This window comes from Mycolicibacter virginiensis (genome assembly GCF_022374935.2).
GTDB lineage: Bacteria > Actinomycetota > Actinomycetes > Mycobacteriales > Mycobacteriaceae > Mycobacterium > Mycobacterium virginiense.
The window spans coordinates 3,725,860-3,748,092 of the sequence record NZ_CP092430.2 but is presented as its reverse complement, the minus strand read 5'-3'; the positions used below and the strand labels follow the sequence as shown (position 1 = coordinate 3,748,092).

Sequence of the window (22,233 nt, the reverse complement as noted above, 5' to 3'; positions counted from 1 at the left end):
TGGCAGGGGCTAGTGCCTGCACTGTTTATTTGACTGTCTGGCTGATGTGAAGTCAGCCCGCGTCGCCGTGTGTCTAGGGGTACCCCAGCGGGATGCCCAAGAGCGCTGGATCCGTCTCCAGGGAGTCGAACATGGCGCGTCGGTCTGTTTGCTCGACCGAAGTACGCCAAGACACGCGAAGGTCTCGGAAAGTGTTCTGTTCAGTAAAAATTCTGGTCAGGCCTTCGGTCGACTGGCATACTCGTCGAATTGCTATGCCGTGAAACACACCGCGATCCGCTGTGCGGGTGCGATGTCCCGGAGAGTCCGATGAATGAGGCGCAGACGGTGAATTTCAGCCGAGCGGTCGGCGAATCGGCCGCCGACCGGTGACGCTCTTTGACCACCCGGAAGAGGTGGGCCAGGTCTTTGAGGAGTCAGCCGAACCAGCCGAGGACGGCCACAAGCCGGAGTCCGCAGCGGTCAAACGTCCGTCGCGATGGTCGGTGCGCAACTGGCCGGTGCGGTGGAAGGTGCTGGCGATCGCGTTACTGCCGCTGGCGCTGGCCGGGCTGTTCGGCGGGCTGCGTATCTCCAATGCGCTCACCGAGGCCAACCGGCTTCGGCTGGTCGCCGACCGCGCCGAGATGATTCCGGCGATCACCAATTACATGTCGGCGTTGGGCGACGCGCTGGTGGCCGCTTCCTCGGACGGCGATGCCGAAGGTGCCCGGAAGAACTTCGAGAATCGCAAGTACGAGCTGCAGTCTCGGCTGTCGCACACCGATGTGGCGAACGATGTGCGGTCCGGGGTGGAGTCGCTGATCGAACGCGGCCAGGGGTTGCTGAGTTCGGTCTCGACCACCGGTGTCGGCCTGCGCGACGAGGTCACCGGCTACGCGCCGATCCTGCTGACCGCCGAGGACGCCATCAACGGGTCGGTGCGGGTGGACAGCGAGCGGATCCGGGCGCAGACCGAGGGCTTGAGCCGTGCCGTCGGCGCGCGGGGCCAGATGATGATGCAGGAACTGCTGGTGAATCGGGGTGGCGAGCTTCCCGATCCGGAGCTGCGCAGCTCGATGATGACCTTGGCCGGTACCGAGCCGTCGACGCTGTTCGGGATGAGCGAGGTGCTTGGGGTGGACTCCCCGGACGCCAAATCGTTGCAACAGCAGCTGGTGACCCGGATGTCGATCATGTCTGACCCGGAGCAGGTGCTGCCCAACAACCCGGTGCTGCGCGACTCCATCCGTACCACCGACCAGATCGCCGCCCAGCTCATCAGCGAGAACACCGGGGCCGTCACGGCGGCGGTGGAAGACCGAGCCGCGGACCGGCGCGCCGCCGCCGTTCGCGACATCGTGCTGGTGCTGGCCGCGATCACCGCCACCCTGCTGGCGGTGTGGCTGGTGGCGCGCTCGTTGGTGCGCCCACTGCGGACCCTGCGCGACAGCGCACTGCAGGTCGCCCACGTCGACCTCGAGCAGGAGATCGCCCGATTGCGTGCCGGTTCGCCCGGTTCGGACCGCGACCCCGACCCGCTGCCGGTGTACACCACCGAGGAGGTCGGGCAGGTCGCCCACGCCGTCGACGAGCTGCACGCCCAGGCGCTGCTGCTCGCCGGTGATGAGGCACGGCTTCGGCGCCTGGTCAACGAGATGTTCGAGACGATGTCGCGGCGCAACCGGTCGCTGGTCGACCAGCAGTTGGCGCTCATCGACCGGCTGGAGCGCAATGAGGACGACCCGGACCGACTCGAGAGCCTGTTCCGGCTGGATCACCTGGCCGCCCGGATGCGGCGCAACGGCGCGAACCTGCTGGTGCTGGCCGGTGCGCGGGTGCCGCATGAGCGGGGACGTCCGGTTCCGCTGGCGACCCTGATCAGCGCGGCCGCCTCGGAGGTGGAGGGCTACGACCGGGTGCAGACCGTGCTGGTGCCCGACACCACCGTGATCGGCGCCGCCGCCGCGGACTGCATACACCTGCTCGCGGAACTGATCGACAACGCGCTGCGCTATTCGGCGCCGACGGAGCCGGTGCGAGTGGTCGCCGGTTTCGAGAACGACGGCGGGGTAGTGGTCGAGGTCGTCGACGTCGGATTGGGGATGACCGACGCCGACCTGCGGATGGCCAACATGCGGCTGGCGGCCGGTGGCGAGTTCAGTCCGGAGAACGCCCGCCATATGGGTCTGTTCGTGATCTCTCGACTGGCCGCTCGCCACGAGATCGAGGTCCGGCTGTTCCCGGCCTCTCAGGGATCTCGTGGTATCACCGCCGAGGTGTATCTGCCGCCGCACCTGCTGACCGTGCGGCCCTTCGAGGAGTCGTCGCCGGCACTCGCGCCGCCCGCCCAGCCCTACTTCGCACCCGCCGAGCAGCCGCCGCCCGCACCGCAGCGGTATGAACCCGAACCCGAACCATACGAATACCAGCCCGAGCCTTACCAGACGTATGCGCCCTACGAGGACGCCGAGCCTGCCGAGCCCGGTCCCGTCGTCTCACTGCTGCCGCGACGCACCCCGGGATCCAGCGGCATCACTGGCGTGCCCTCCGAACAACCGTCGCAACCGGCGCAGCCACCGACCACCCCCGAGCGAGTACGCCGCGAGCTGCCGCAACCGTGGTGGGAAGCCGAGGAGCAGGGCGCCGGGCAGCCGGAAGCGCCGGCCCCGGACCCGCACCGGGCACCCGAACCGGCGGCCGAGAGGTTTGCGCCCGCTGATACGTCGGGGTATTTCGCGGCGCGTGCCCGGGTCGGCGCCGCTGCACCGGAGCCTCAACCCGAGCCCGAGCCCGAGTCCGAGCCCGCGACCGAGTCCGACTCGATCTATCAGCGGATGCTCTCGGAGTCGGTGGGCATCGACCCCAACGAGCCCAGCCTGCGCGCCGATCTGGACTGGCAGTCGGTCTGGGACCGCGGTTGGTCGGTAGCCGCGGAAGCGGAAAACGTGCCGGTGGTCGCCCATACCGAACACGGCCTGCCGGTCCGCGAGCCCGGCGCCCGGCTGGTGCCCGGCTCAGCTGCGGCAGCGACGCCGGCCGGGGAAGACCCCCATGCCGTAGCGCACGATCCGGCTGACGCAGAACAGCCGGTAACATCCAACGGCGTACCGCCCCAGCCCGCCCACGAGCCACTGGAACGGGATCCCGCGGCGATCCGCAGTTCGATCAGCAGTCACTTCGGTGGAGTGCACGCCGCGCGATCGCACGCCCGGGAAAACGGCCTAGAAGGCGGCTTGGAACAAGGCCCAGACAAGGGCCCAGAAAATAGCCTCGACACCGACCAGGGACAGAACCAGTAATGACTTTCCCAACCGATCCCACCGCGCAGCGCCGTACCCCCGAGAGCTCGTTGGACTGGCTGGTCTCCAATTTCGCCCGGGAGGTGCCCGGGGTGTCGCATGCGGTGCTGGTGTCGGTCGACGGTCTGACGGTGGCGGCCAGCGAGCACCTGCCCACCGAGCGGGCCGACCAGCTGGCGGCGGTGGCGTCCGGATTGGCCAGCTTGGCGACCGGGGCGTCGCAGTTGTTCGAAGGCGGCCGGGTACTGCAGTCGGTGGTGGAGATGGAGCACGGCTACCTGCTGCTGATGCGGGTCGGAGACGGCTCGCACCTGGCGACGTTGGCGAGCACGTCCGGCGATATCGGCCAGATCGGGTACGAGATGGCGGTTCTGGTGGAACGAGTCGGAGCGGTGGTCTCATCGGCGCGCCGATCGGCGCCGTCGCGGGGCGGCCACTCGTGAGGTGCCGGTGAATGGTGATGGACATGCCCGAGCGTTGGTCGCGCCCGCAGGCGCCGCAGGTCCCGGTGGTCCCAGAGGCTCTGGAGAACCTGGAAACTGAGGCCAACTTGGTCCGCCCGTACACGCTGACCGCCGGTCGGACCCACACCGACGTGCCGTTGCCCCTGGAGGCCCCGGTGCAGACCCTGCGGGCAGCCCAGCCCAACCAGTGGCCGGTCAGCGATCCGCGCGGGCGGATCGTCGAACTGTGTCAGGGCGCGCCGTCGGTCGCCGAGATCTCTGCCCGGCTGAACCTGCCGCTGGGCGTCGCGCGGGTGCTGGTGGGTGATCTGGTCACCTCGGGATACCTTCGAGTACGTGCCACACTGACCGAGGCATCCACCCGGGACGAACGCCGAGACCTGATAGGAAGGACCCTTCGTGGCCTACGAGCGCTCGGATAGGCCCTCGGACAGGTCCTGGGACAGGCCAGCTCCGCGAGACTCGGCGTCGACGAAGATCGTCATCGCCGGCGGATTCGGGGTCGGCAAGACCACGTTCGTCGGTACGGTCTCGGAGATCATGCCGTTGCGCACCGAGGCGCTGGTCACTGATGCTTCGGCCGGTGTCGACGGCCTGGAGGCCACCCCCGACAAGCGGACCACCACGGTGGCGATGGACTTCGGCCGCATCACGCTGGCCGAGGACTTGGTGCTCTACCTGTTCGGTACCCCGGGCCAGCGCCGGTTCTGGTTCATGTGGGACGACCTGGTGCGCGGTGCGATCGGTGCGATCATCCTGGTCGACTGCCGCCGGTTGCAGGACAGCTTCGCCGCGGTGGATTTCTTCGAACACCGCAATCTGCCGTTCCTGATCGCGGTCAACGAGTTCGACGGCGCGCCGCGCTATCCGGTCGCCGCGGTCCGCAAGGCGCTAGCGCTGGCCGAACACATCCCGGTGATCGCCGTCGACGCGCGCGACCCCCGGTCGGCCCGCGATGCGCTCATCGCGATCAGCGAATACGCGCTGTCCACCCTGGCGCCGCAGGCTTGAGCGACACACAAGAGTGGACCGGGCGTGAGTTCACCGGCCACGACTTTCGTGACGCGGACCTGTCGCGGTTGCGCACCGAGCGGGTGGTGTTCGACGAATGCGACTTCACCGGTGCCGACCTCGGTGAGTCGGTGCATCGCGGATCGGCGTTCCGCAACTGTCGCTTCGAGCGAGCGTCGCTGTGGCATTCCGAGTTCGTCCAGTGCAGCATGCTCGGCTCCCAGTTCGTGCAGTGCCGGATGCGGCCGCTGGTGTTCGACGAAGTGGACTTCACCCTGGCCGGGCTCGGCGGCGCTGACCTGAGGGCGGTGGACCTGAGCGGTTGCCGGCTGCGAGAGGCCAACCTGGTGGAGGCGGACCTGCGCAAAGCGGTGCTGCGCGGCGCCGACCTGAGTGGCGCCCGGACCATCGGCACACGGCTGGACGAGGCCGACCTGCGTGGCGCGCGAGTCGACCCGACGTTGTGGACCACGGCATCGCTGACCGGTACGCGGATCGACATCGCCCAGGCGTTGACCTATGCGGCCGCCCACGGGCTGCGCCTGGACAGCGAATCCGATGAGCGCTGAGCCGCAGTCCGGCTCGTAGCCTGGCGCCCCGCCCGACGTCACCGCACACTCAACGCCTTCGGCGCACACTCAAGGCACCTGTGGATAGCTGAATGGTGTCAGTAGCCCGACCCGGCGATGCTCATCGATCGTGGAGGGGCAGCCGTTTATCGGCAGTGAGGCACTGGCAGCCGGAAGACTGAATCGGCATGGGCTGCGGACCCACTACCGGGCCGCATACCCCGACGTCTACGTGCCCGGACAGGTCTCGTTGCGACTCGACCAGCGCACCATCGCGGCGTGGTTATGGTCAGGACGGCGAGGCGTCGTCGCCGGTCCGGCGGCTGCGGCACTGCATGGAGCCAGGTGGGTTGACGACGACGTGCCGGTCGAGCTGGTGCACGCCAACCCGCGAGCGCCAGTCGGGGTGATCACCCGTCGGGAGACCCTGCTTGACGACGAGCTGCAGATGCTGGCCGGCCAAGACAACGGGATGCTCGTCACCACCCCCGACCGCACCGCCTTCGATATCGGCCGCCACCAACCGCTGCGGCCGGCCGTAGCGCAGCTCGACGCGCTGGCCCGAGCGACCCACCTTGACGTTGACGTCGTCGCGGCGCTGGCCCTCCGTCATCCCCGCGTGCGCGGATTGCGGCAGTTGGAGCAGGTGTTGAGTCTGGTTGACCCAGGTGCGGAGTCGCCCCGCGAGACTTACCTGCGTTTGCTGCTGACCGATGCCGGGCTACCCCCGGATCAGACCCAGATCCCGGTCCCGACCGCCGACGCCACCTATTACCTGGATATGGGGTGGCCGGACGTCATGGTTGCCGCCGAGTACGACGGCGAGCATCACCAGGTCGACAGTCTGCAGTGGCGCAAGGACATCATTCGGCTTGAGACGCTGGCCCGGATGGGCTGGATCGTCATTCGGGTGGTAGCTCGCGACCGTGCACCGGCGGTCGTGTGGCGGGTGCGCCAGGCACTGCAGGTCCGAGGCTACTCACCGGCATTCAATGTGCGTTGACGGCGTTGAGTGTGCGGGGGCGAAACGGGGAGCTCAGCGCTTGAGCCGGATCTTCCACCACACCAGCACGGTGTAGAACACCGACAGCAACGCCAGCATCCCCATGTCGAACAGCCAGATGCCCTTGGTGTGGTCCCACAGGTGGTCTTTGGGAATCTGCGGCACGTTGACCAGCTTGTTGAAGTCGATCGCCGACGCGCCTGCGGCATATCCCCACCGGCCCGGAGTCACCCAGGCGGCCTCCGCCAGTCCGGCGCGCCCGGTCACCGGGATCATGCCGCCGGCCAGCACCAGCTGCGACATGATCGAGACCACCAGCATCGGCATGATCTGCTCGTTGGACTGCGCGAACGACGACAGCGCCAACCCCAGCACCGCGGAGGCCACACAGGTCCCGGCTACGGCGAGGAACAGGTCGAAATTCGCACTGCCGAACATCACGGCGCCCTGCGTCGGCCCGCCCTTGCCCAGAATCACGATGAAGGTGGCGATCGCCCCCTGCGCGGTGGCGAACGCGCAGAACACCGTGACCTTGGCCAGCAGATAGGCCACGGTCGACAGGCCCACGGCCTGTTCTCGTTTGAAGATCGGGCGTTCGCCGATCAGATCTCGAATGGTCAGCGCGGTTCCCATAAAGACCGCGCCGATGATGAGCAGCACCATGATGTATTGCGGCTCGGTCGGCGCATCGGGCCCCGGCATCCCGAGCCCACCGCTGCCCTTCACCGTCAATGACAGCGCACCCACAATGAAGGGAAGCACCGCCAGGAAGACCGAATAGCCGCGGTCGGAGACGATCAACCGCACTTGGCGGCGGGCGATCGTCGACAGCTGTTTGCGCAGGCTTTCCGGCGGCGGGCTGCCCAAGTCGGCCGGCGGGGTCGACGGGACCGCGGCGGCGGGGCCCTTCGGGCCGCCGTCGCGCTCCAGGAATCGCCGGTTGGCTTCGTCCGGGTCGGCCCCCACGTTGGCGAAGATGTCGGCGTAGTTGTCAGCGCCCATCGCCGAGAAGACGTCTTTGGGCGGTCCGCTGTAAGCGGTCTTGCCTCCCGGGGCGATCAGCAGAATCTGGTCGCACACGTCGAGGTAGGACACCGAGTGGGTGACCACCATGACCACGCGGCCGGCATCGGCCAGTCCGCGCAGCATCAGCATCACCTGGCGGTCCAAGGCCGGGTCCAGTCCCGAGGTCGGCTCGTCGAGCAACAACAGCGACGGCCCGGTCAGCAGCTCCAGGGCGACCGAGGCGCGCTTGCGCTGGCCACCGGAGAGCTTGTCCACTCGGGTGTCGGCGTGCTTGGTCAACTCGAGTTCCTCGAGTACCTGCGCGACGGCCTTATCTCGGTCGGCTTTGCTGCTGTCCGGGGGCAGCCGCAGTTCGGCGGCGTATCCCAGGGCCTGGTTGACGGTCAGTTGCCGGTGCACCACGTCGTCCTGGGGCACCATCCCGATCCGGCTGCGCAACGAGGCGTACTCAGTGTGGATGTTGTGGCCCTCGAAGGTGACCGAGCCGGCGGTCGGTTTGGTGTAACCGGCGATCAGTCGCGACAGCGTCGTCTTGCCGGCGCCCGAGCCGCCGATGATCGCGGTCAGGGTGCCCGGACGAGCTGTCAGCGAGATGTTGTTGAGCAGCCGCTTGCCGCCCTCGACGTCGAAGCAGACGTCGCGAACTTCAAGCCCCCCGGTCCTCGTCGCGGCTTCGGTGCGGCGCAGCAGCGTGCCGCCGGTGAATTCCAGGTCGACGTTGCCGATCGTGACCAGGTCGCCTTCGGACAGAATCGCCGAACCGATTCGAACGCCGTTGACGAACGTGCCGTTGATGCTTCGGCTGTCGCGGATCTCGGTGCCCAGTGGCGTGGGGATCAGCATGGCGTGGTGGCGGGAGGCCAGCACGTCGGAGATCACGACGTCGTTGTCGGTGGCCCGACCGATGGTCAGAGCCCCGACGGGTGCATCCGGTGCGGAGCTGGAGGCCGGCCGCAGGATGTCGATCATGCGGGTGGCGATGTTGCCGACTTCGGGCGGCGTCGCCGACACCGGCGCCATCCGGGTGGCGGGCTGGTGCGGGGGGAACACTTCGGCGGGCGCCACCGGCTGCGCGGGCGGTTGGGCGGGAGGTTGATAGCCGGGGCGCAGTGCCGCGTCGGGAGCCGGGCCGGGGGGCACGGACTGATACGCCGGCGGCCGGTGCGGAGCGGGCGGCGGGGGATACGGCGCCGGTCCGGACGGTGTCCGGTAGGGCTGCTGCACGCCGGGGTGCCCAGCCGACCGCGGATCTGCATACGGTGCGGGTTCCGGTGGTGCCGGCCAACCCGACGGCTGTGGCGGCCGGGCCGGTCGTGCTATTCCTGGCTGGCCGGGCTGCGGAACCTGGATCGAAACGGTCTGCGGCGGCCGGCCCGCCTGGCCCTGGTGCCGTCCCACCTCAAAGGAGACCCGCGGTCCGTCCGGGTTGCCGAGGTTGACGGCCTGTCCGTCGCGGATGTCGACGACCGGCACCCGCTGGCCGTTGACGTAAATGCCGTTCAGGGAGCCGTTGTCGATCCCCAGCCACCGGCCCTGCTCGAAGCGCAGTAGCAGATGCGCCCGCGAGACCAGGGGATGCGGGATGCGGACGTCGGCCCGCAGGTCGCGTCCGATGACCACGTCGTGGCCTGCGGAGAACGTGCCTTGCGACCCGTCGTGACGGACGGTCAGCACCGGCGGGGCTGGGTGACTCATCGAGTCAACTCTAGCGAGTTGCGTCCGGTGCGCCCGTAACGACGCAGTGCGTGCGCCGGTAGATCGTCGGCATGCACTGGTTGCAGTGCGTGCACTCCGACAGTGTCGTTGACTCCTCAGCGATCCGATTGACCAGGTCCGGCTCGGCCAGCAACGCCCGGGCCATTGCGACGAACTCGAATCCCTCCGCCATCGCCTGATCCATCGTCGCGCGGTTGGTGACGCCGCCCAAAAGGATCAGCGGCATCGATAACTCGGCGCGGAACAGGCGGGCGTTGTCCAACAGGTAGGCGTCGGTGTAGGGGTACTCGCGCAGGAATCTGTTGCCGGTCATCCGCATGCCCCAGCTCAACGGCGGGGGGAAGACGCTCGCGAATTCCTTCACCGGGGCGTGCCCGCGGAAGAGGTACATCGGGTTGACCAGCGAGCTGCCGGCCGTGAGCTCCAACGCGTCCAGGCCGCCGTCGTCCTGCAGCCATTTCGCGGTGGTCAGCGACTCGTCCAGGTTGATACCGCCGCGGACCCCGTCGGCCATGTTCAGTTTGGCCGTCACCGCGATCTGTCCGCCCACCGCCTTATGCACGGCCGCCACGATGCCGCGGGCCACCTTGGCCCGGTTGGCCAGCGACCCGCCGAACTCATCGGAGCGGCGGTTGATCAGCGGAGAAAGAAATGAACTCGCCAGGTAGTTGTGGCCGAGATGGATCTCCACGGCGTCGAACCCGGCATCCACGGCGTAGCGCGCGGCGTTGGCGTGCTGGGCGATGACCTGGTCGATGTCATCGCGGGTGGCCTTCTTGGCGAACCGCATGCCGATCGGGTTGAAGAATCGCACCGGGGCCAGGGCACGGGCCTTGTTGGAGCGCGCGTCGGCGACCGGGCCGGCGTGACCGATCTGAGCGCTGACCAGGGCTCCCTCGGCGTGCACCGCATCCGTGAGCCGGCGCAGCCCGGCGACCGCCTCCGGGCGCATCCACAGGCCGTCGTTGGAGGTGCGCCCGCCCTCGGAAACCGCGCAGTAGGCCACGGTGGTCATGCCCACCCCGCCGGCGGCCGGCAGCCGGTGATACTCGATGAGGTCGTCGGAGGCCAGTGCGCCAGGCGTGCGGTTCTCGAACGTCGCGGCCTTGATGATCCGGTTACGCAACGTGATCGGGCCGAGTTTGGCGGGGCTGAAGACGTCGGGCACAGGCATAGCGGGAGCTTAATGACGGATCGTCATCGTTGGAACTGCGGGTGGCATGCCAGACTGTCCGCGTGGGTGCGATTACGTTGGACGGCAAGGCCACGCGCGACGAGATCTTCGTCGACCTTCAGGCACGGGTGGCAGCGTTGTCCGCCGCCGGCCGCACACCTGGGCTGGGCACCATTCTGGTCGGGGACGACCCCGGGTCGCATGCCTACGTGCGTGGCAAGCACGCCGACTGCGCCAAGGTCGGTATCACCTCGATCCGCCGGGACCTGCCCGCGGACTGCAGTCCGGCGCAGCTCAACGACACCATCGACGAGCTGAACGCCAACGATGAGTGCACCGGCTACATCGTGCAACTGCCGCTGCCCAAACATCTGGACGAGAACGCCGCCCTCGAGCGGGTCGACCCGGCCAAAGACGCCGACGGGCTACATCCGACCAACCTGGGCCGGTTGGTGCTGGGCACCCCGGCGGCGCTGCCCTGCACCCCGCGCGGCATCGTCCACCTGCTGCGCCGCTATGAGGTGCCGATTGCGGGCGCCCATGTCGTGGTGATCGGACGTGGCGTGACGGTCGGGCGCCCGCTGGGACTGCTGCTGACCCGCCGGTCGGAGAACGCCACTGTCACGTTGTGTCACACCGGGACCCGCGATCTGGCTGAGCTGACCCGCCAAGCCGACATCATCGTTGCCGCGGTCGGCGTGCCACACATGCTCACCGCCGACATGGTGCGTCCGGGTACGGCCATCGTCGACGTCGGGGTGTCGCGTACCGATGCCGGACTGGTCGGCGACGTGCATCCCGACGTGTGGGAGGTGGCCGGCCACGTGTCGCCCAACCCCGGCGGGGTGGGTCCGCTGACCCGGGCCTTCCTGCTGACCAACGTCGTGGAAAGAGTCGAGAGCACGCTGTGAACCTCGCCGATGTCCGCCGGGTGATCGCCGCGCAGTGGCCGATCCTGCTGGTCGGGCTGATCTTCACGGCGGCATTCGTGCTGGCCGGGGCGAACTTCTGGCGGCGCGGCGCGCTGCTGATCGGGATCGGAACCGGGGTGGCGGCCGCGCTGCGCCTGGTGCTGTCCGAGGACCGGGCCGGGCTGCTCGTTCTGCGCGAGCGGGGGCTGGACTTCGCGACGATGACGACCGCGGCGACAGTGATGCTCTATGTGGCCGCCACGATCGACCCGCTGGGGACCAGCTAATCGTTTTTGACCGGCCCGACAATATTTCGGCCGGTGCGACGGCGCGGATTCGCCCGTCGGCCAATCGGATCGGCTGGCGTGTTTGATGGCCCTGTTCTGGGGGAACCCGTTTTCGGTCGGCCGGTGTGGGTCGGCTGCGTCGGGGAGGGGGCTGTGCCCGCAATGAGTTCATCGCACAAACAGCCCTTTTGAAGACAACTGGTCGTGTAAAGCGCAGCTCGGGAATCGTTCGATCCCCCGGGAACACGGCGTGAGTTGCCGCGTCGTCGAGATGACGGACGCCCTTGAAGTCGCTTTGTGCAGCGGAGGAACAGATGAGCGACGTTGAGCTGATTCCAGATGTCGATCACATCCGGTCGCATTACGACCGATCCAACGAGTTCTTCCGGTTGTGGCTGGATCCGACGATGACCTACAGCTGCGCATACTTCGCACGCGAGGATATGACGCTCGAACAGGCTCAGATGGCCAAGGTGGACTTGGCATTGGGCAAGTTGGGACTGCAGCCCGGGATGACGCTGCTCGATATCGGGTCTGGTTGGGGCTCCACCATGCGGCGAGCTGTCGAGAAGTACGACGTCAACGTCATCGGGCTGACGCTGAGTGAGAATCAAGTGGTTCATTGCGAACAGAAATTCGCCGAGATGGACAGCCCGCGCAGCAAGCAGGTGCGACTACAGGGCTGGGAGGAATTCGACGAACCGGTGGATCGCATCGTGTCGCTCGGCGCCTTTGAGCACTTCGCCGATGGCGTCGGAACCTACGAGCGCTACGACGACTTCTTCACCATGTGCCACCGCGTGCTGCCCGACGACGGCGTGATGCTGCTGCATTCCATCGTCGTGCCTACCGCCGAAGAGGGCGAGCAGCGGGGACTGAAGAAGACGATGTCGCTGCTGCGCTTCATCCACTTCATCTTGACCGAGATCTATCCCGGCGGCCGCTTGCCGCAGATCTCCATCGTCGACGAGCACGCGACCCGCTGCGGCTTCTCGATCACTCGCCATCAGTTGATCGGGTCGAACTATGTACGCACGCTGGATACCTGGGCCAAGGCACTTGAAGCGCACAAAGACCAGGCGGTCGAGCTCAAAGGCGAGCAGACCTACGAAACATTCTTGAAGTACCTGACGGGTTGCCGGGAGCTGTTCCGTGACGGTTATACCGACGTCTGCCAGTTCACGATGGAAAAGCCAGTGGCGTAAGCGATTCGGAGGACATGGTGACACAGATGACTGACCTCAAGCCGTACTACGAAGAGTCTCAAGCGGCATATGACATCTCCGATGACTTCTTCGGGCTGTTCCTCGATCCGACGATGGCCTACACCTGTGCGTACTTCGAGCGCGACGACATGACGTTGGAGGAGGCGCAGAACGCGAAGTATGACTTGGCATTGCGAAAGCTCAACCTCGAGCCGGGAATGACGGTGTTGGACGTCGGCTGCGGGTGGGGAGCGGGGCTGGTCCGGGCGCTGACGGAGTTCGACGTCAACGTCATCGGAATCACGCTCAGCCGCAACCACTGCGCGCGCAGCGCCGCCAGTCTGGCGAGGATCGATACCCAGCGTCGTGCGGAGGCACGCCTGCAGGGGTGGGAAGAGTTCGACGAGAAGGTTGATCGGATCTTCACCATCGAGGCGTTCGACGCGTTCAAGAAGGCTCGCTACGCCGCGTTCTTCGAACGCGCCTACGACATTCTGCCCGACGACGGTCGAATGTTGTTCCACAGCATATTCACCTACCCGCAGACCTACTGGCGGGAGCATGGCATCAAGGTGACGATGAGCGATCTGCGTTTCGTTCGGTTCCTTGGCAAGGAGATCTTTCCCGGTGGGGAGATGGCGGGTCGCGACGACATCTACGAATACTCGCAAGGCGCCGGATTCCATATCCAGGACGCCTTTTTGATGCCGGAGCACTACATCCGGACCCTGGACATGTGGGCGGACAATCTGCGGCGCAACCGCGAACGCGCCATCGCCATCCAGTCCGAGGAAGTGTATGAGCGCTACCTGCGCTATCTGACCGGCTGCGCAGACCTCTTCCGCAGAGGAATCAGCAACGTCGGGCAGTTCATCCTGACCAAATAGCGTCCTGGAAGCGAGGCGCGGACATGGCCCGAATGACTCGGCTCTCCACCGGGAGTGGCCTTCCCGAGGTCGTGGTCACCGGTGTCGCGATGACGACGGCGCTGGCGGCGGACGCCGAGGACACCTGGAAGAAACTGCTGGACGGACAGAGTGGCATTCGTAAGCTCGAGGACCCGTTCGTCGAGCGGTTCGATCTCCCGGTGCGGATCGGCGGGCATCTGCTCGAGGACTTTGACCACGAGTTGAACCGCAAGGAACTGCATCGGCTGTCCTACCTGCAGAAAATGGCGGTCATCCTGGGCCGTCGGGTCTGGACGAATGCCGGTTCGCCAGAGGTGGATCCACGCCGATTGCTGGTGTCGATCGGCACCGGGCTCGGCTCCCCGGAGGAACTGGTCTGGGGATACCAAGGCATGGTGGAACGCGGCATGAAGGCGGTTTCGCCGCTGGGCGTACAGAAATACATGCCCAACGCCGCGGCCGCTGCCGTGGGGCTGGAACGTGGCGCCAAAGCAGGTGTCTTCACTCCGATCTCGGCTTGTGCTTCCGGCGCCGAGGGTATCGCGCAAGCCTGGCGCAACATCGTCTACGACGAGGCTGACATCGCAATCTGCGGCGGAGTCGAGACCAAGATCGAAGCGGTCCCCATCGCGGGATTCGCAGCGATGCGTATCGTTCTGTCCACTCACAACGACGACCCGGCCGGCGCGTGCCGGCCATTCGATGCCGACCGCAGCGGGTTTGTATTCGGTGAGGCCGGCGCGTTGATGGTCATCGAAACCCTTGAGCACGCAAAGGCGCGGGGCGCAACCATTCTCGGTCGTCTGATGGGCGCCGGAATCACCTCGGACGGCCACCACATCGTGGCGCCCGATCCGCAGGGCGAGCGCGCGGGCTACGCGATGACCCGAGCGATCGATCTTGCGGGCCTGACTCCCACCGACATCGACCACATCAACGCACACGCCACTGGAACCCGGATCGGCGATCTGGCCGAGGCCCAGGCGATCAACAACGCCCTGGGCGCACACCGTGCCGCGGTGTATGCACCGAAATCCGCTCTGGGGCATTCGGTCGGGGCGGTCGGTGCGGTGGAGTCGATTCTGACGGTGCTGGCGCTGCGGGACGGGATAGTCCCGCCGACGCTGAACTTGCACCGCCTCGACCCGGCGATCGATCTGGACGTCGTCGCCGGCGACGCACGGACCGGCGACTACCACTACGCGATCAGCAACTCCTTCGGATTCGGCGGCCACAACGTGGCGCTTGCGTTTGGAAAGTACTAGAAGGGAGCCGCTTTCGGCCCCAGCCGAGAGCACATTGCCATGCCGAAAAACCTGACACCGCATTTCAAAGACGTGCAGGCGCACTATGACCTGTCTGATGACTTCTTCCGGCTCTTCCTCGATCCGACCCAGACCTACAGCTGCGCCTACTTCGAACGCGACGACATGACGCTCGAACAAGCTCAGCTCGCCAAGATCGACCTGGCGCTGGGCAAACTGGGCCTGCAGCCCGGCATGACGCTGCTCGACATCGGCTGCGGCTGGGGAGCCACCATGCGGCGCGCCGTCGAAGCCCATGATGTCAACGTCATCGGCCTGACTTTGAGCAAGAACCAGGCCGTCCACGTCGAGGCCATGTTCGCCGGCATGGACAGCCCGCGCACCAAGCGGGTGCTACTGGAGGGTTGGGAGAACTTCAGCGAACCGGTCGATCGGATCGTGTCCATCGGCGCCTTCGAGCACTTCGGCCATGAGCGCTACGAGGACTTCTTCACCATGGCCCACGCCGTTCTGCCGCCCGATGGAGTGATGCTGCTACACACCATCTCCGGGTTGACGCTGCCGCAGATGGCCGACCGTGGCATGCCGCTGACCTTCGCGATGGCCCGGTTCATCAAGTTCATCGCCACCGAGATCTTCCCCGGCGGGCGGCTACCCACCATCGAGATGGTTGAAGAGCATTCAGCCCGAGCGGGTTTCACGCTAACCCGAAGGCATTCGCTGCAGCCCCATTACGCCAGAACCCTCGACTGCTGGGCGGCAGCGCTGGAAGGCAACAAAGGCAAGGCCATCGAGATCCAGGGCCAAGAGGTCTATGACCGCTACATGCATTACCTGACCGGGTGCGCCAACGGATTTCGCACCGGCTACATCGACGTCAACCAGTACACGTTGCAGAAGTAGGTCTGGCGATGACTGATATTCCGGCCGCCAAGACCTTACGGCCGCATTTCGCCGAGGTCCAAGCTCACTACGACCTGTCCGATGACTTCTTCGCGCTGTTCCAGGATCCGACCCGCACCTACAGTTGTGCCTATTTCGAGCCGCCGGAGCTGTCGCTGGCACAGGCCCAGATCGCCAAGATCGACCTCAATCTCGACAAGCTCGACCTGCAGCCCGGAATGACGCTGCTCGATATCGGCTGCGGCTGGGGCTCGACGATGAAACGGGCGCTCGAGTGCTACGACGTCAACGTCATCGGGCTCACCCTGTCGAAGAATCAGCATGCCTACGCGCAACGGCTACTGGACACCGTCGACACCGATCGCGAGCGCCGAATACTGCTGCACGGGTGGGAAGAGTTCGACCAGCCGGTCGACCGGATCGTTTCGATTGAGGCGTTCGAGCATTTCGGGCACGAGCGCTACGACGACTTCTTCGCACGGTGTTTCGACATCATGCCCACGGACGGGCGAATGACGATCCAGAGCAGCGTCAGCTATCACCCCTACGATCTGAATGCGCGCGGCAAGAAGCTGACGTTCGAGACCGCCCGCTTCATCAAGTTCATCCTCACCGAGATCTTCCCCGGCGGGCGACTGCCCACCACCGACATGATGGTGCAGCACGGCCAGAAGGCTGGTTTCACTGTTCCCGAAGCGCTTTCGCTGCGACCGCACTACATCAAGACCCTGCAGATCTGGGCCGATGCGTTGGAGGCCAACAAGGAAACGGCCATCGAGATTCAGTCCGACGAGGTGTACCAGCGCTACCTGAAGTACTTGCGCGGCTGCGAGTACTACTTCATCGACGAAGTCCTCGACGTCAGCCTGGTCAGCTACCTCAAGCCCGGCGCCGCGACGTGCTCCTAGAGCCCGGGAATTGCTGGAATGGCTGGGATTCCACCCGACAAGCCGGGGATGCCGACCGACATCCCGGGGATCTGCGGCAGATCCGGCACCTGGCCGCTGGCCAGTTGAGACAGCATCTGCGGGCAGTAGATCTGCACGGCGATCTCGGTGAACAGCTGCGCCATCTGGGGCGACATGCTGGGTCCGCCGCCCAGGCCGGCGACCGGGGCCGCCACAGATGCGGCGGTGCCGGCGGGCTCGGTCAGCATCGGGCACACGGATTGGCCGAGGGCAGCCGTTGCGGCGGGATCGGCGACCGGGATGCCGGCCCCGGCCAGATCGGACAGGAACGAGGTGTCGACCGGGCTCGCCTGCGCCGGTGCCGCCAACCCTGTGGTGGCGATCAGGCCTGCTAAGCCCGCCCCCGCGCCAGCCTTGCTCATGAAGCCTCGCATGCATCCCCCTCATCTTGGTTCGGCGCCGAGCGGAGCTCGGGATCTGTCCGAACGTTCTTGTTGAAATCCTGCATCAAAGCGGTAACACCGGCGAGTCGGCCGGGTCACGGTTTGCCTACGGCGCTGTCTCGCCCGGGCCCACGTCGCCAATTTCTGGGCTTCGGGGCGAAATCGGGAATCGGCCCGCTAGGTTGTTGGAATCGTTCATGATGAGCACATTCAATGCTCAGCTTCATGGGACGCGAAAGAGGTCCACGCCAGATGGCTCGACGGCGTAGTGGAAAGTTGGATCGTCGGGTGGTCGGGCTGGGCGTCGTGGTCGGCTCGGCCTTGGTGTTCGGCGTGGCAGTGCCGGCCCCGGCGAGCGCCGAGATGTTCGACGACCTGCTCGAGCAGGCGATGGCCCCGTTCGTGGACGCGGCAACACACACCGTGGACTGGTCCGCGCTGTCGAGCCCGGCGGCCTGGGAGGCGTTCTTCGACCCGGCACACTGGAACGACATCCTGACCGGGATCGCCGGAACGCCGAGCGTGGGCGCAGCCGATGCGACGGGGTGGATGCAGCAGCTGATCTACACGCCGCTGCACACCGGCATCGAAAGCTGGATCCACAGCGCCGGACCCACTCCAATCCTGGACGGGCTCAACGAGTTCAGCGGGGCACTGGGTTGGGGCGCGATGATCGCCGACGGCACGGCAGGAACCGAGGCGCATCCCGACGGCGGTGACGGGGGCTGGCTGTTCGGCGATGGCGGTGCCGGCTGGGACAACACCGCCGGCGGTGGCGGCGGGGCCGGGGGAGCGGCTGGCATGTTCGGAAATGGCGGCGCCGGTGGAGACGGGGGTGAGGGCGGTCTCGGCGGCAATGGCGGCGACGGCGGTGCCGGCGGCTGGTTGATCGGCGTCGGCGGTGCCGGTGGGGACGCCGGCAACGGGGTCTATGGCGGTGCCGGAAGCCTGCCGGCGCTGGGCGGTGCCGGTGGAGCGGCCGGCATGTTCGGCATCCACGGTGCGGTCGGGAATTTCGGCACGCTGGCCGGCGTCCCGGACAGCGGCCCCTACACCGGTTTGTCCACCACCGGCGCCTGGATCACCGACAGTGACGGCAGGGTGGTGATCCTGCACGGGCTCAACCAGGTCTACAAGATCGCGCCGTACACTCCGGGCGCCGACGGGTTCGGTGACGATGACGCCGCGTTCCTGGCCGCCAACGGCTTCAACGCCGTCCGGGTAGGCGTGCTCTGGGCCGGTGTGGAGCCGCAGCCCGGTGTCTTCGATCCCGGCTACCTCGCCGCGATCAAGCAGACCGTCCAAACCCTGTCCGACCACGGCATCTACAGCATCCTCGACTTCCATCAGGACTTCTACAGCGAGGGATTCGGTGGCGATGGCGCGCCGGAGTGGGCGGTGCTGACCGGCGGGCTGCCCAACCCCGACGTGGGCCAGATCGGCACCTACCTGTTCAATCCCGCGCAGCTACACGCCTGGGATGCCTTCTGGTCCAACGCCAAAGCCGAAGACGGCATCGGTCTGGCCAACCACTACGCGCGGTCGTGGCAATACGTAGCCGACTACTTCAGGGACGACGACGCAGTGGCCGGCTACGGAATCATCAACGAGCCATGGCCGGGCTCGCCGTGGTTGTCGAGCTTCCTGGGCAGTTCGCACTTCGATGCCCAGACCCTGACGCCGTTCTACAACCAGATGGCCGCGGCGATTCGCTCGGTCGACCCGAATACCCCGGTGATCTTCGAACCGACCTTCCTGTTCAACACGGCAGTACCGACGTCGCTGGGCGCCGTGGACGATCCGCACGGGATCTTCGCGTTCCACAACTACTGCCTGGCGAATTCGGTCTTCGAAATCGATTTCGGCTGCGGGCTGAATTTCGACATCCTGTTGAACAACGCCGCGACGTATGCCGACTCGCACAACATTCCGGCACTGATGACCGAGTTCGGTGCCACCGCCAACGCCGGTGTCATCGCAAACACGCTGCAGCACACCAATCCCTTCCGGTACGGCTGGCTGGAGTGGGCCTATACCGGCGGTGACGTCGCCAGCAGCTCACCGGAGGGCCAGGCGCTGGTCTTCGACACCAATCTGCCGCCGGTCGGCGACAACGTCGACGCCGCCAAGCTCGCAGCCCTGGCTGAGCCGTACCCGCAGACGATCGCCGGAGTGCCCAACGCCTGGTCGTTCAGCTCGGATGGTTCTGGCATCTTCCACTTCAACTACTCCACTGCGATGGCTGACGGTTCGGGCAGTTTCGCCGCCGACGCGCAGACTCGGATCGTGGTGCCGGCCCTGCAGTACCCGAACGGCTACCAGGTGGATGTCATCGGCGGGCACGTGGTGTCGGGGGCGGGGTCGTCGGTCTTGATCATCGTCGCCGAAGCCGGTGCCACCACCGTCGACGTCCAGGTGAAGCCGGCCTGACGCCCGGTGGCGCGACCGGCGGCACTGTCTGGGGCCGTCCGGTCGAACCTTGGCGTTTCCTCCTGGTATCCGGATGGCTGGCAACATAAATCAGCTTATGGTCATTGGGCGGGAGAAAAGCCCTGTTCGGCGGAAGTTTCTACAGTAGAAAGTTTGGGTTATTAAGAAATACTTCAGGCATTGATCATGTGAGCGTTAGTGTGCTGCAAGTAATAAGCAGTCCACGCTCGCTGTCGGAGGTCGCCATGAAGGTAAGCCCCACGTTCCACCCTCTGGGCATCGCGGCAGTGGCCGCGACCACCGCCGCCGCGGTGGTCGCCTCACCGGTCATGACGCCGGCCTTGGCGTCCTCGATCGCTGGGGCGCGCACAGTGGTCGCCGACGTGGCGCTGCTCGACAACGTCGCGCTAGTCATGGGCGGCAGCGGCACCCCGATCCCCGGGGCGTGGGACTTTCACTGGGCCGATCAATACCTCTCGCACCTCGGGTACGACGGCTACACCATGCAGGGCGTCTTCACCCCCGAAGGCCTGTACCCGGGCACCGGCGTCAAGAGCCTGCCGCTGGACACCTCGGTCGACCAGGGTGTGCGGATGCTCGACTCGACCATCCGCGATCACATCGCGGCCGGCGACAACCTGGTGGTCTACGGCGTATCGCAGAGCGCTGTCCTCTCCTCGATCGAGATGAACCAGCTGCTGGCCTCCGGCAATGCCCCCGACCCCGACCAGCTGTCGTTCGTCTTGATCGCCAATGAGATGTTCCCCAACGGCGGCCTGCTGTCCCGCTTCGCCATCCCGGAAGTTCCGCTGTACATCCCGTCGATGGGAATCGACTTCTACGGGGCCACGCCCGACACCCCGTACGCGACCGATATCTACATCGCCGAATACGACGGCTTCGCCGACTTCCCGCGCTATCCGCTGAACTTCCTGTCGGTGCTCAACGCGGTACTGGGAATCGCGCTGGTGCACGGCCCCGGCTACAGCCGGCCGGACTCCATCGACAGCGCACAGCTGTTGCTGGGCTCCACCAACTACGACGGACCCCTGACACTGCCCGACGGCGCCTCGGCCGCCCTCAACACCGACTACTACATGATCCCGACGGAGATCCTGCCCCTGCTGCAGCCGTTGCTCGGCATCCCGGTGTTGGGCGAACCGCTCTATGACCTGCTGGAACCCGTCACCCGGATCCTGGTCGACCTGGGGTACGGCAACGTCGACACCTACGTCGACGGCGAGTTGACCCATGGCGGCTGGGACCAGGGCCCGGCGAATGTGCTCACCACCTACGGCGTGCTCCCGGACATCGACGTCATGACGCTGCTGAGCTCGCTGTGGCAGGGCGCGCAGCATGGCTTCAACGACTTCATCTACGACCTCGGGCACCTGTCGCTCGGGAGCCCGGCCGATGCGCTCGGTTCGGGGATGGACTTCGCGCTGCCCAGTCTGCTCGACGTCGTCAACACCTTCTCCGGCGCGGCCGCCACACTGTATTCGGTGCTGCTGCCGACCGCGGACATCATCAACGCCCTGCTGACCACCATGCCCGCCTACGACATCAGCATGTTCTTCAACGCATTCGGCAACGGCGACGACTTGCTGACCACCCTGACGAACGCCATCGGAATGCCGATCGCAGCCGACGCTGGGCTGATCCCCACCGCCATCGGGTTCGAGCTGATGAGCGTGATGAGCGCGTTCCAGTCGATCGCCAACGACTTCGCCGACTTGTTCAGCGCCTAGCGGGAATCGCGGTCGGGTGAAGGGCTTTGGCGGCGGCTACTTGGCCAGGGTGAACTGGTTGACGTCGAAGCGGCCCTCCCGGAACTCCTCGGCACAGCCGGTCAGGTAACGCATGTAGCGCTGGTAGACCTCTTCGGACTGAAGCGCGATGGCCTCACACTCGTGCGCTTCCAGCGCCTGCGCCCAGTGGTCGAGGGTCATGGCGTAGTGCTGCTGCAGCGACTGGATGCGATTCACCGTGAATCCCGCCTTGACGGCGTGCTCTTTGACCAGCGCCACCGACGGCAGCTCGCCGCCGGGGAAGATCTCGGTCATCAGGAAGATCTGAAAGGCGGCCAGGTCGGCGGTCAGCGGCATGCCGTACTCGACCATTTGTTGCGGGGACAAGCCGCAGATGGTGTGCAGCATCATCACCCCGTCGCTAGGCAGCGCACGGTAGGCCATCGCGAAGAAGTCGTCGTAGCGGTCGTAACCGAAGTGCTCGAACGCCCCGATCGACACGATCCGATCGACCGGTTCGTCGAACTCCTCCCAACCGGCCAACAGCACTCGTCGGCTGCGCGGGGAGTCCATCGCGGCGAACATCGATTGCACGTGGACGGCCTGGTGCTTGCTCAGCGTCAGGCCGACCACATTGACGTCGTACCGTTCGATCGCCCGCTGCATGGTGGCCCCCCAGCCGCAGCCCACGTCGAGCAGCGTCATGCCCGGGCGCAGCCCGAGTTTGCCGAGCGAAAGATCGATCTTGGCGAGTTGGGCTTCCTCCAGCGTCAAGTCGTAGCGCCGGAAGTAGGCACAGCTGTAGGTCTGGGTCGGATCCAAGAAGAGCCGGAAGAAGTCATCGGACAGGTCGTAATGGGCTTGGACGTCAGCGAAATGTGGAGTCAGTCGGTGAGTCATGTGGTGTGGCCCTTCGGACGGCCGGGGCCATGTCAGATGCCAACCGTAGGGCCCCCTGGTTCCGGCCGACCGAGGCGGCAT

General features: G+C 66.2%; 19 protein-coding genes. 15 read left to right on the top strand and 4 right to left on the bottom strand.

Features of this window, described 5'->3' with window-relative positions:
• Nucleotides 1-368: 368 nt before the first annotated feature.
• The 6 genes from MJO54_RS18235 (at nucleotide 369) to MJO54_RS18210 (ending at nucleotide 6,328) form a co-directional block, all read left to right on the top strand.
• The gene (locus MJO54_RS18235; RefSeq protein WP_065152938.1) at nucleotides 369-3,281 is read left to right on the top strand and encodes an ATP-binding protein; all 2,913 of its coding nucleotides are present in this window, start codon (nucleotides 369-371) and stop codon (nucleotides 3,279-3,281) included.
• Nucleotides 3,281-3,724 carry a roadblock/LC7 domain-containing protein gene (locus tag MJO54_RS18230; protein ID WP_046283439.1) on the top strand — a complete coding sequence of 148 codons (444 nt, stop codon included), beginning with the start codon at nucleotides 3,281-3,283 and terminating at the stop codon, nucleotides 3,722-3,724. The genes MJO54_RS18235 and MJO54_RS18230 overlap by 1 nt, the downstream gene beginning before the upstream one ends.
• A 17-nt stretch (nucleotides 3,725-3,741) precedes the next feature.
• Entirely contained in the window at nucleotides 3,742-4,167 is a 426-nt protein-coding gene (locus tag MJO54_RS18225) for a DUF742 domain-containing protein (RefSeq protein WP_396876774.1), read from the top strand.
• A 55-nt stretch (nucleotides 4,168-4,222) separates the two neighbouring features.
• On the top strand, nucleotides 4,223-4,756 hold the full coding sequence (locus MJO54_RS18220) for a GTP-binding protein (RefSeq protein WP_046283462.1): 534 nt from the start codon (nucleotides 4,223-4,225) through the stop codon (nucleotides 4,754-4,756).
• The gene (locus MJO54_RS18215; RefSeq protein ID WP_065152937.1) at nucleotides 4,753-5,325 is read left to right on the top strand and encodes a pentapeptide repeat-containing protein; all 573 of its coding nucleotides are present in this window, start codon (nucleotides 4,753-4,755) and stop codon (nucleotides 5,323-5,325) included. The genes MJO54_RS18220 and MJO54_RS18215 overlap by 4 nt, the downstream gene beginning before the upstream one ends.
• Nucleotides 5,326-5,452: 127 nt before the next feature.
• Nucleotides 5,453-6,328 (top strand): hypothetical protein, encoded by an 876-nt coding sequence (locus MJO54_RS18210; protein ID WP_396876772.1) that lies wholly within the window; start codon nucleotides 5,453-5,455, stop codon nucleotides 6,326-6,328.
• A 33-nt stretch (nucleotides 6,329-6,361) separates the two neighbouring features.
• On the opposite strand, the gene MJO54_RS18205 is transcribed toward MJO54_RS18210, so the two are convergent.
• Both MJO54_RS18205 and MJO54_RS18200 read right to left on the bottom strand, forming a co-directional pair.
• On the bottom strand, nucleotides 6,362-9,049 hold the full coding sequence (locus MJO54_RS18205) for an ATP-binding cassette domain-containing protein (protein ID WP_064888996.1): 2,688 nt from the start codon (nucleotides 9,047-9,049) through the stop codon (nucleotides 6,362-6,364).
• Between the two features lie 10 nt (nucleotides 9,050-9,059).
• Nucleotides 9,060-10,244 (bottom strand): NADH:flavin oxidoreductase, encoded by a 1,185-nt coding sequence (locus tag MJO54_RS18200; RefSeq protein ID WP_240175279.1) that lies wholly within the window; start codon nucleotides 10,242-10,244, stop codon nucleotides 9,060-9,062.
• Nucleotides 10,245-10,306: 62 nt separating this feature from the next.
• Between MJO54_RS18200 and MJO54_RS18195 the strand changes: the two genes are divergently transcribed.
• From MJO54_RS18195 to MJO54_RS18165, 7 genes are all read left to right on the top strand, one after another.
• Nucleotides 10,307-11,155 (top strand): bifunctional methylenetetrahydrofolate dehydrogenase/methenyltetrahydrofolate cyclohydrolase, encoded by an 849-nt coding sequence (locus tag MJO54_RS18195; protein ID WP_064888994.1) that lies wholly within the window; start codon nucleotides 10,307-10,309, stop codon nucleotides 11,153-11,155.
• The gene (locus MJO54_RS18190) at nucleotides 11,152-11,442 is read left to right on the top strand and encodes a DUF3017 domain-containing protein (RefSeq protein WP_046283445.1); all 291 of its coding nucleotides are present in this window, start codon (nucleotides 11,152-11,154) and stop codon (nucleotides 11,440-11,442) included. The genes MJO54_RS18195 and MJO54_RS18190 overlap by 4 nt, the downstream gene beginning before the upstream one ends.
• A 314-nt stretch (nucleotides 11,443-11,756) precedes the next feature.
• Complete coding sequence (locus MJO54_RS18185) at nucleotides 11,757-12,647, top strand: cyclopropane mycolic acid synthase family methyltransferase (protein WP_046283446.1); 891 nt, start codon at nucleotides 11,757-11,759, stop codon at nucleotides 12,645-12,647.
• 26 nt (nucleotides 12,648-12,673) lie between these two features.
• Nucleotides 12,674-13,534, top strand: a complete 861-nt coding sequence (locus MJO54_RS18180; RefSeq protein WP_046283463.1) for a cyclopropane mycolic acid synthase family methyltransferase — start codon at nucleotides 12,674-12,676, stop codon at nucleotides 13,532-13,534.
• Between the two features lie 32 nt (nucleotides 13,535-13,566).
• Entirely contained in the window at nucleotides 13,567-14,820 is a 1,254-nt protein-coding gene (gene kasB / locus MJO54_RS18175) for a 3-oxoacyl-ACP synthase KasB (RefSeq protein ID WP_240175995.1), read from the top strand.
• Nucleotides 14,821-14,859: 39 nt separating this feature from the next.
• On the top strand, nucleotides 14,860-15,723 hold the full coding sequence (locus tag MJO54_RS18170; RefSeq protein ID WP_240175278.1) for a cyclopropane mycolic acid synthase family methyltransferase: 864 nt from the start codon (nucleotides 14,860-14,862) through the stop codon (nucleotides 15,721-15,723).
• 8 nt (nucleotides 15,724-15,731) lie between these two features.
• On the top strand, nucleotides 15,732-16,631 hold the full coding sequence (locus MJO54_RS18165; protein ID WP_046283449.1) for a cyclopropane mycolic acid synthase family methyltransferase: 900 nt from the start codon (nucleotides 15,732-15,734) through the stop codon (nucleotides 16,629-16,631).
• Here the strand turns inward: MJO54_RS18165 and MJO54_RS18160 are convergent.
• Nucleotides 16,628-17,053: a DUF732 domain-containing protein gene (locus tag MJO54_RS18160; protein WP_082108121.1), complete on the bottom strand. Its 426-nt coding sequence runs from the start codon at nucleotides 17,051-17,053 to the stop codon at nucleotides 16,628-16,630. The genes MJO54_RS18165 and MJO54_RS18160 overlap by 4 nt on opposite strands.
• 273 nt (nucleotides 17,054-17,326) lie before the next feature.
• Here MJO54_RS18160 and MJO54_RS18155 point away from each other — a divergent pair, with 273 nt between their 5' ends.
• Both MJO54_RS18155 and MJO54_RS18150 read left to right on the top strand, forming a co-directional pair.
• Entirely contained in the window at nucleotides 17,327-19,504 is a 2,178-nt protein-coding gene (locus MJO54_RS18155) for a cellulase family glycosylhydrolase (RefSeq protein WP_240175277.1), read from the top strand.
• A gap of 245 nt (nucleotides 19,505-19,749) precedes the next feature.
• A complete protein-coding gene (locus tag MJO54_RS18150; RefSeq protein ID WP_240175276.1) occupies nucleotides 19,750-21,252 on the top strand; it encodes a PE-PPE domain-containing protein in 1,503 nt (500 codons plus the stop codon).
• A gap of 36 nt (nucleotides 21,253-21,288) precedes the next feature.
• On the opposite strand, the gene MJO54_RS18145 is transcribed toward MJO54_RS18150, so the two are convergent.
• Nucleotides 21,289-22,152 carry a cyclopropane mycolic acid synthase family methyltransferase gene (locus MJO54_RS18145; RefSeq protein WP_046283452.1) on the bottom strand — a complete coding sequence of 288 codons (864 nt, stop codon included), beginning with the start codon at nucleotides 22,150-22,152 and terminating at the stop codon, nucleotides 21,289-21,291.
• Nucleotides 22,153-22,233: the final 81 nt, after the last annotated feature.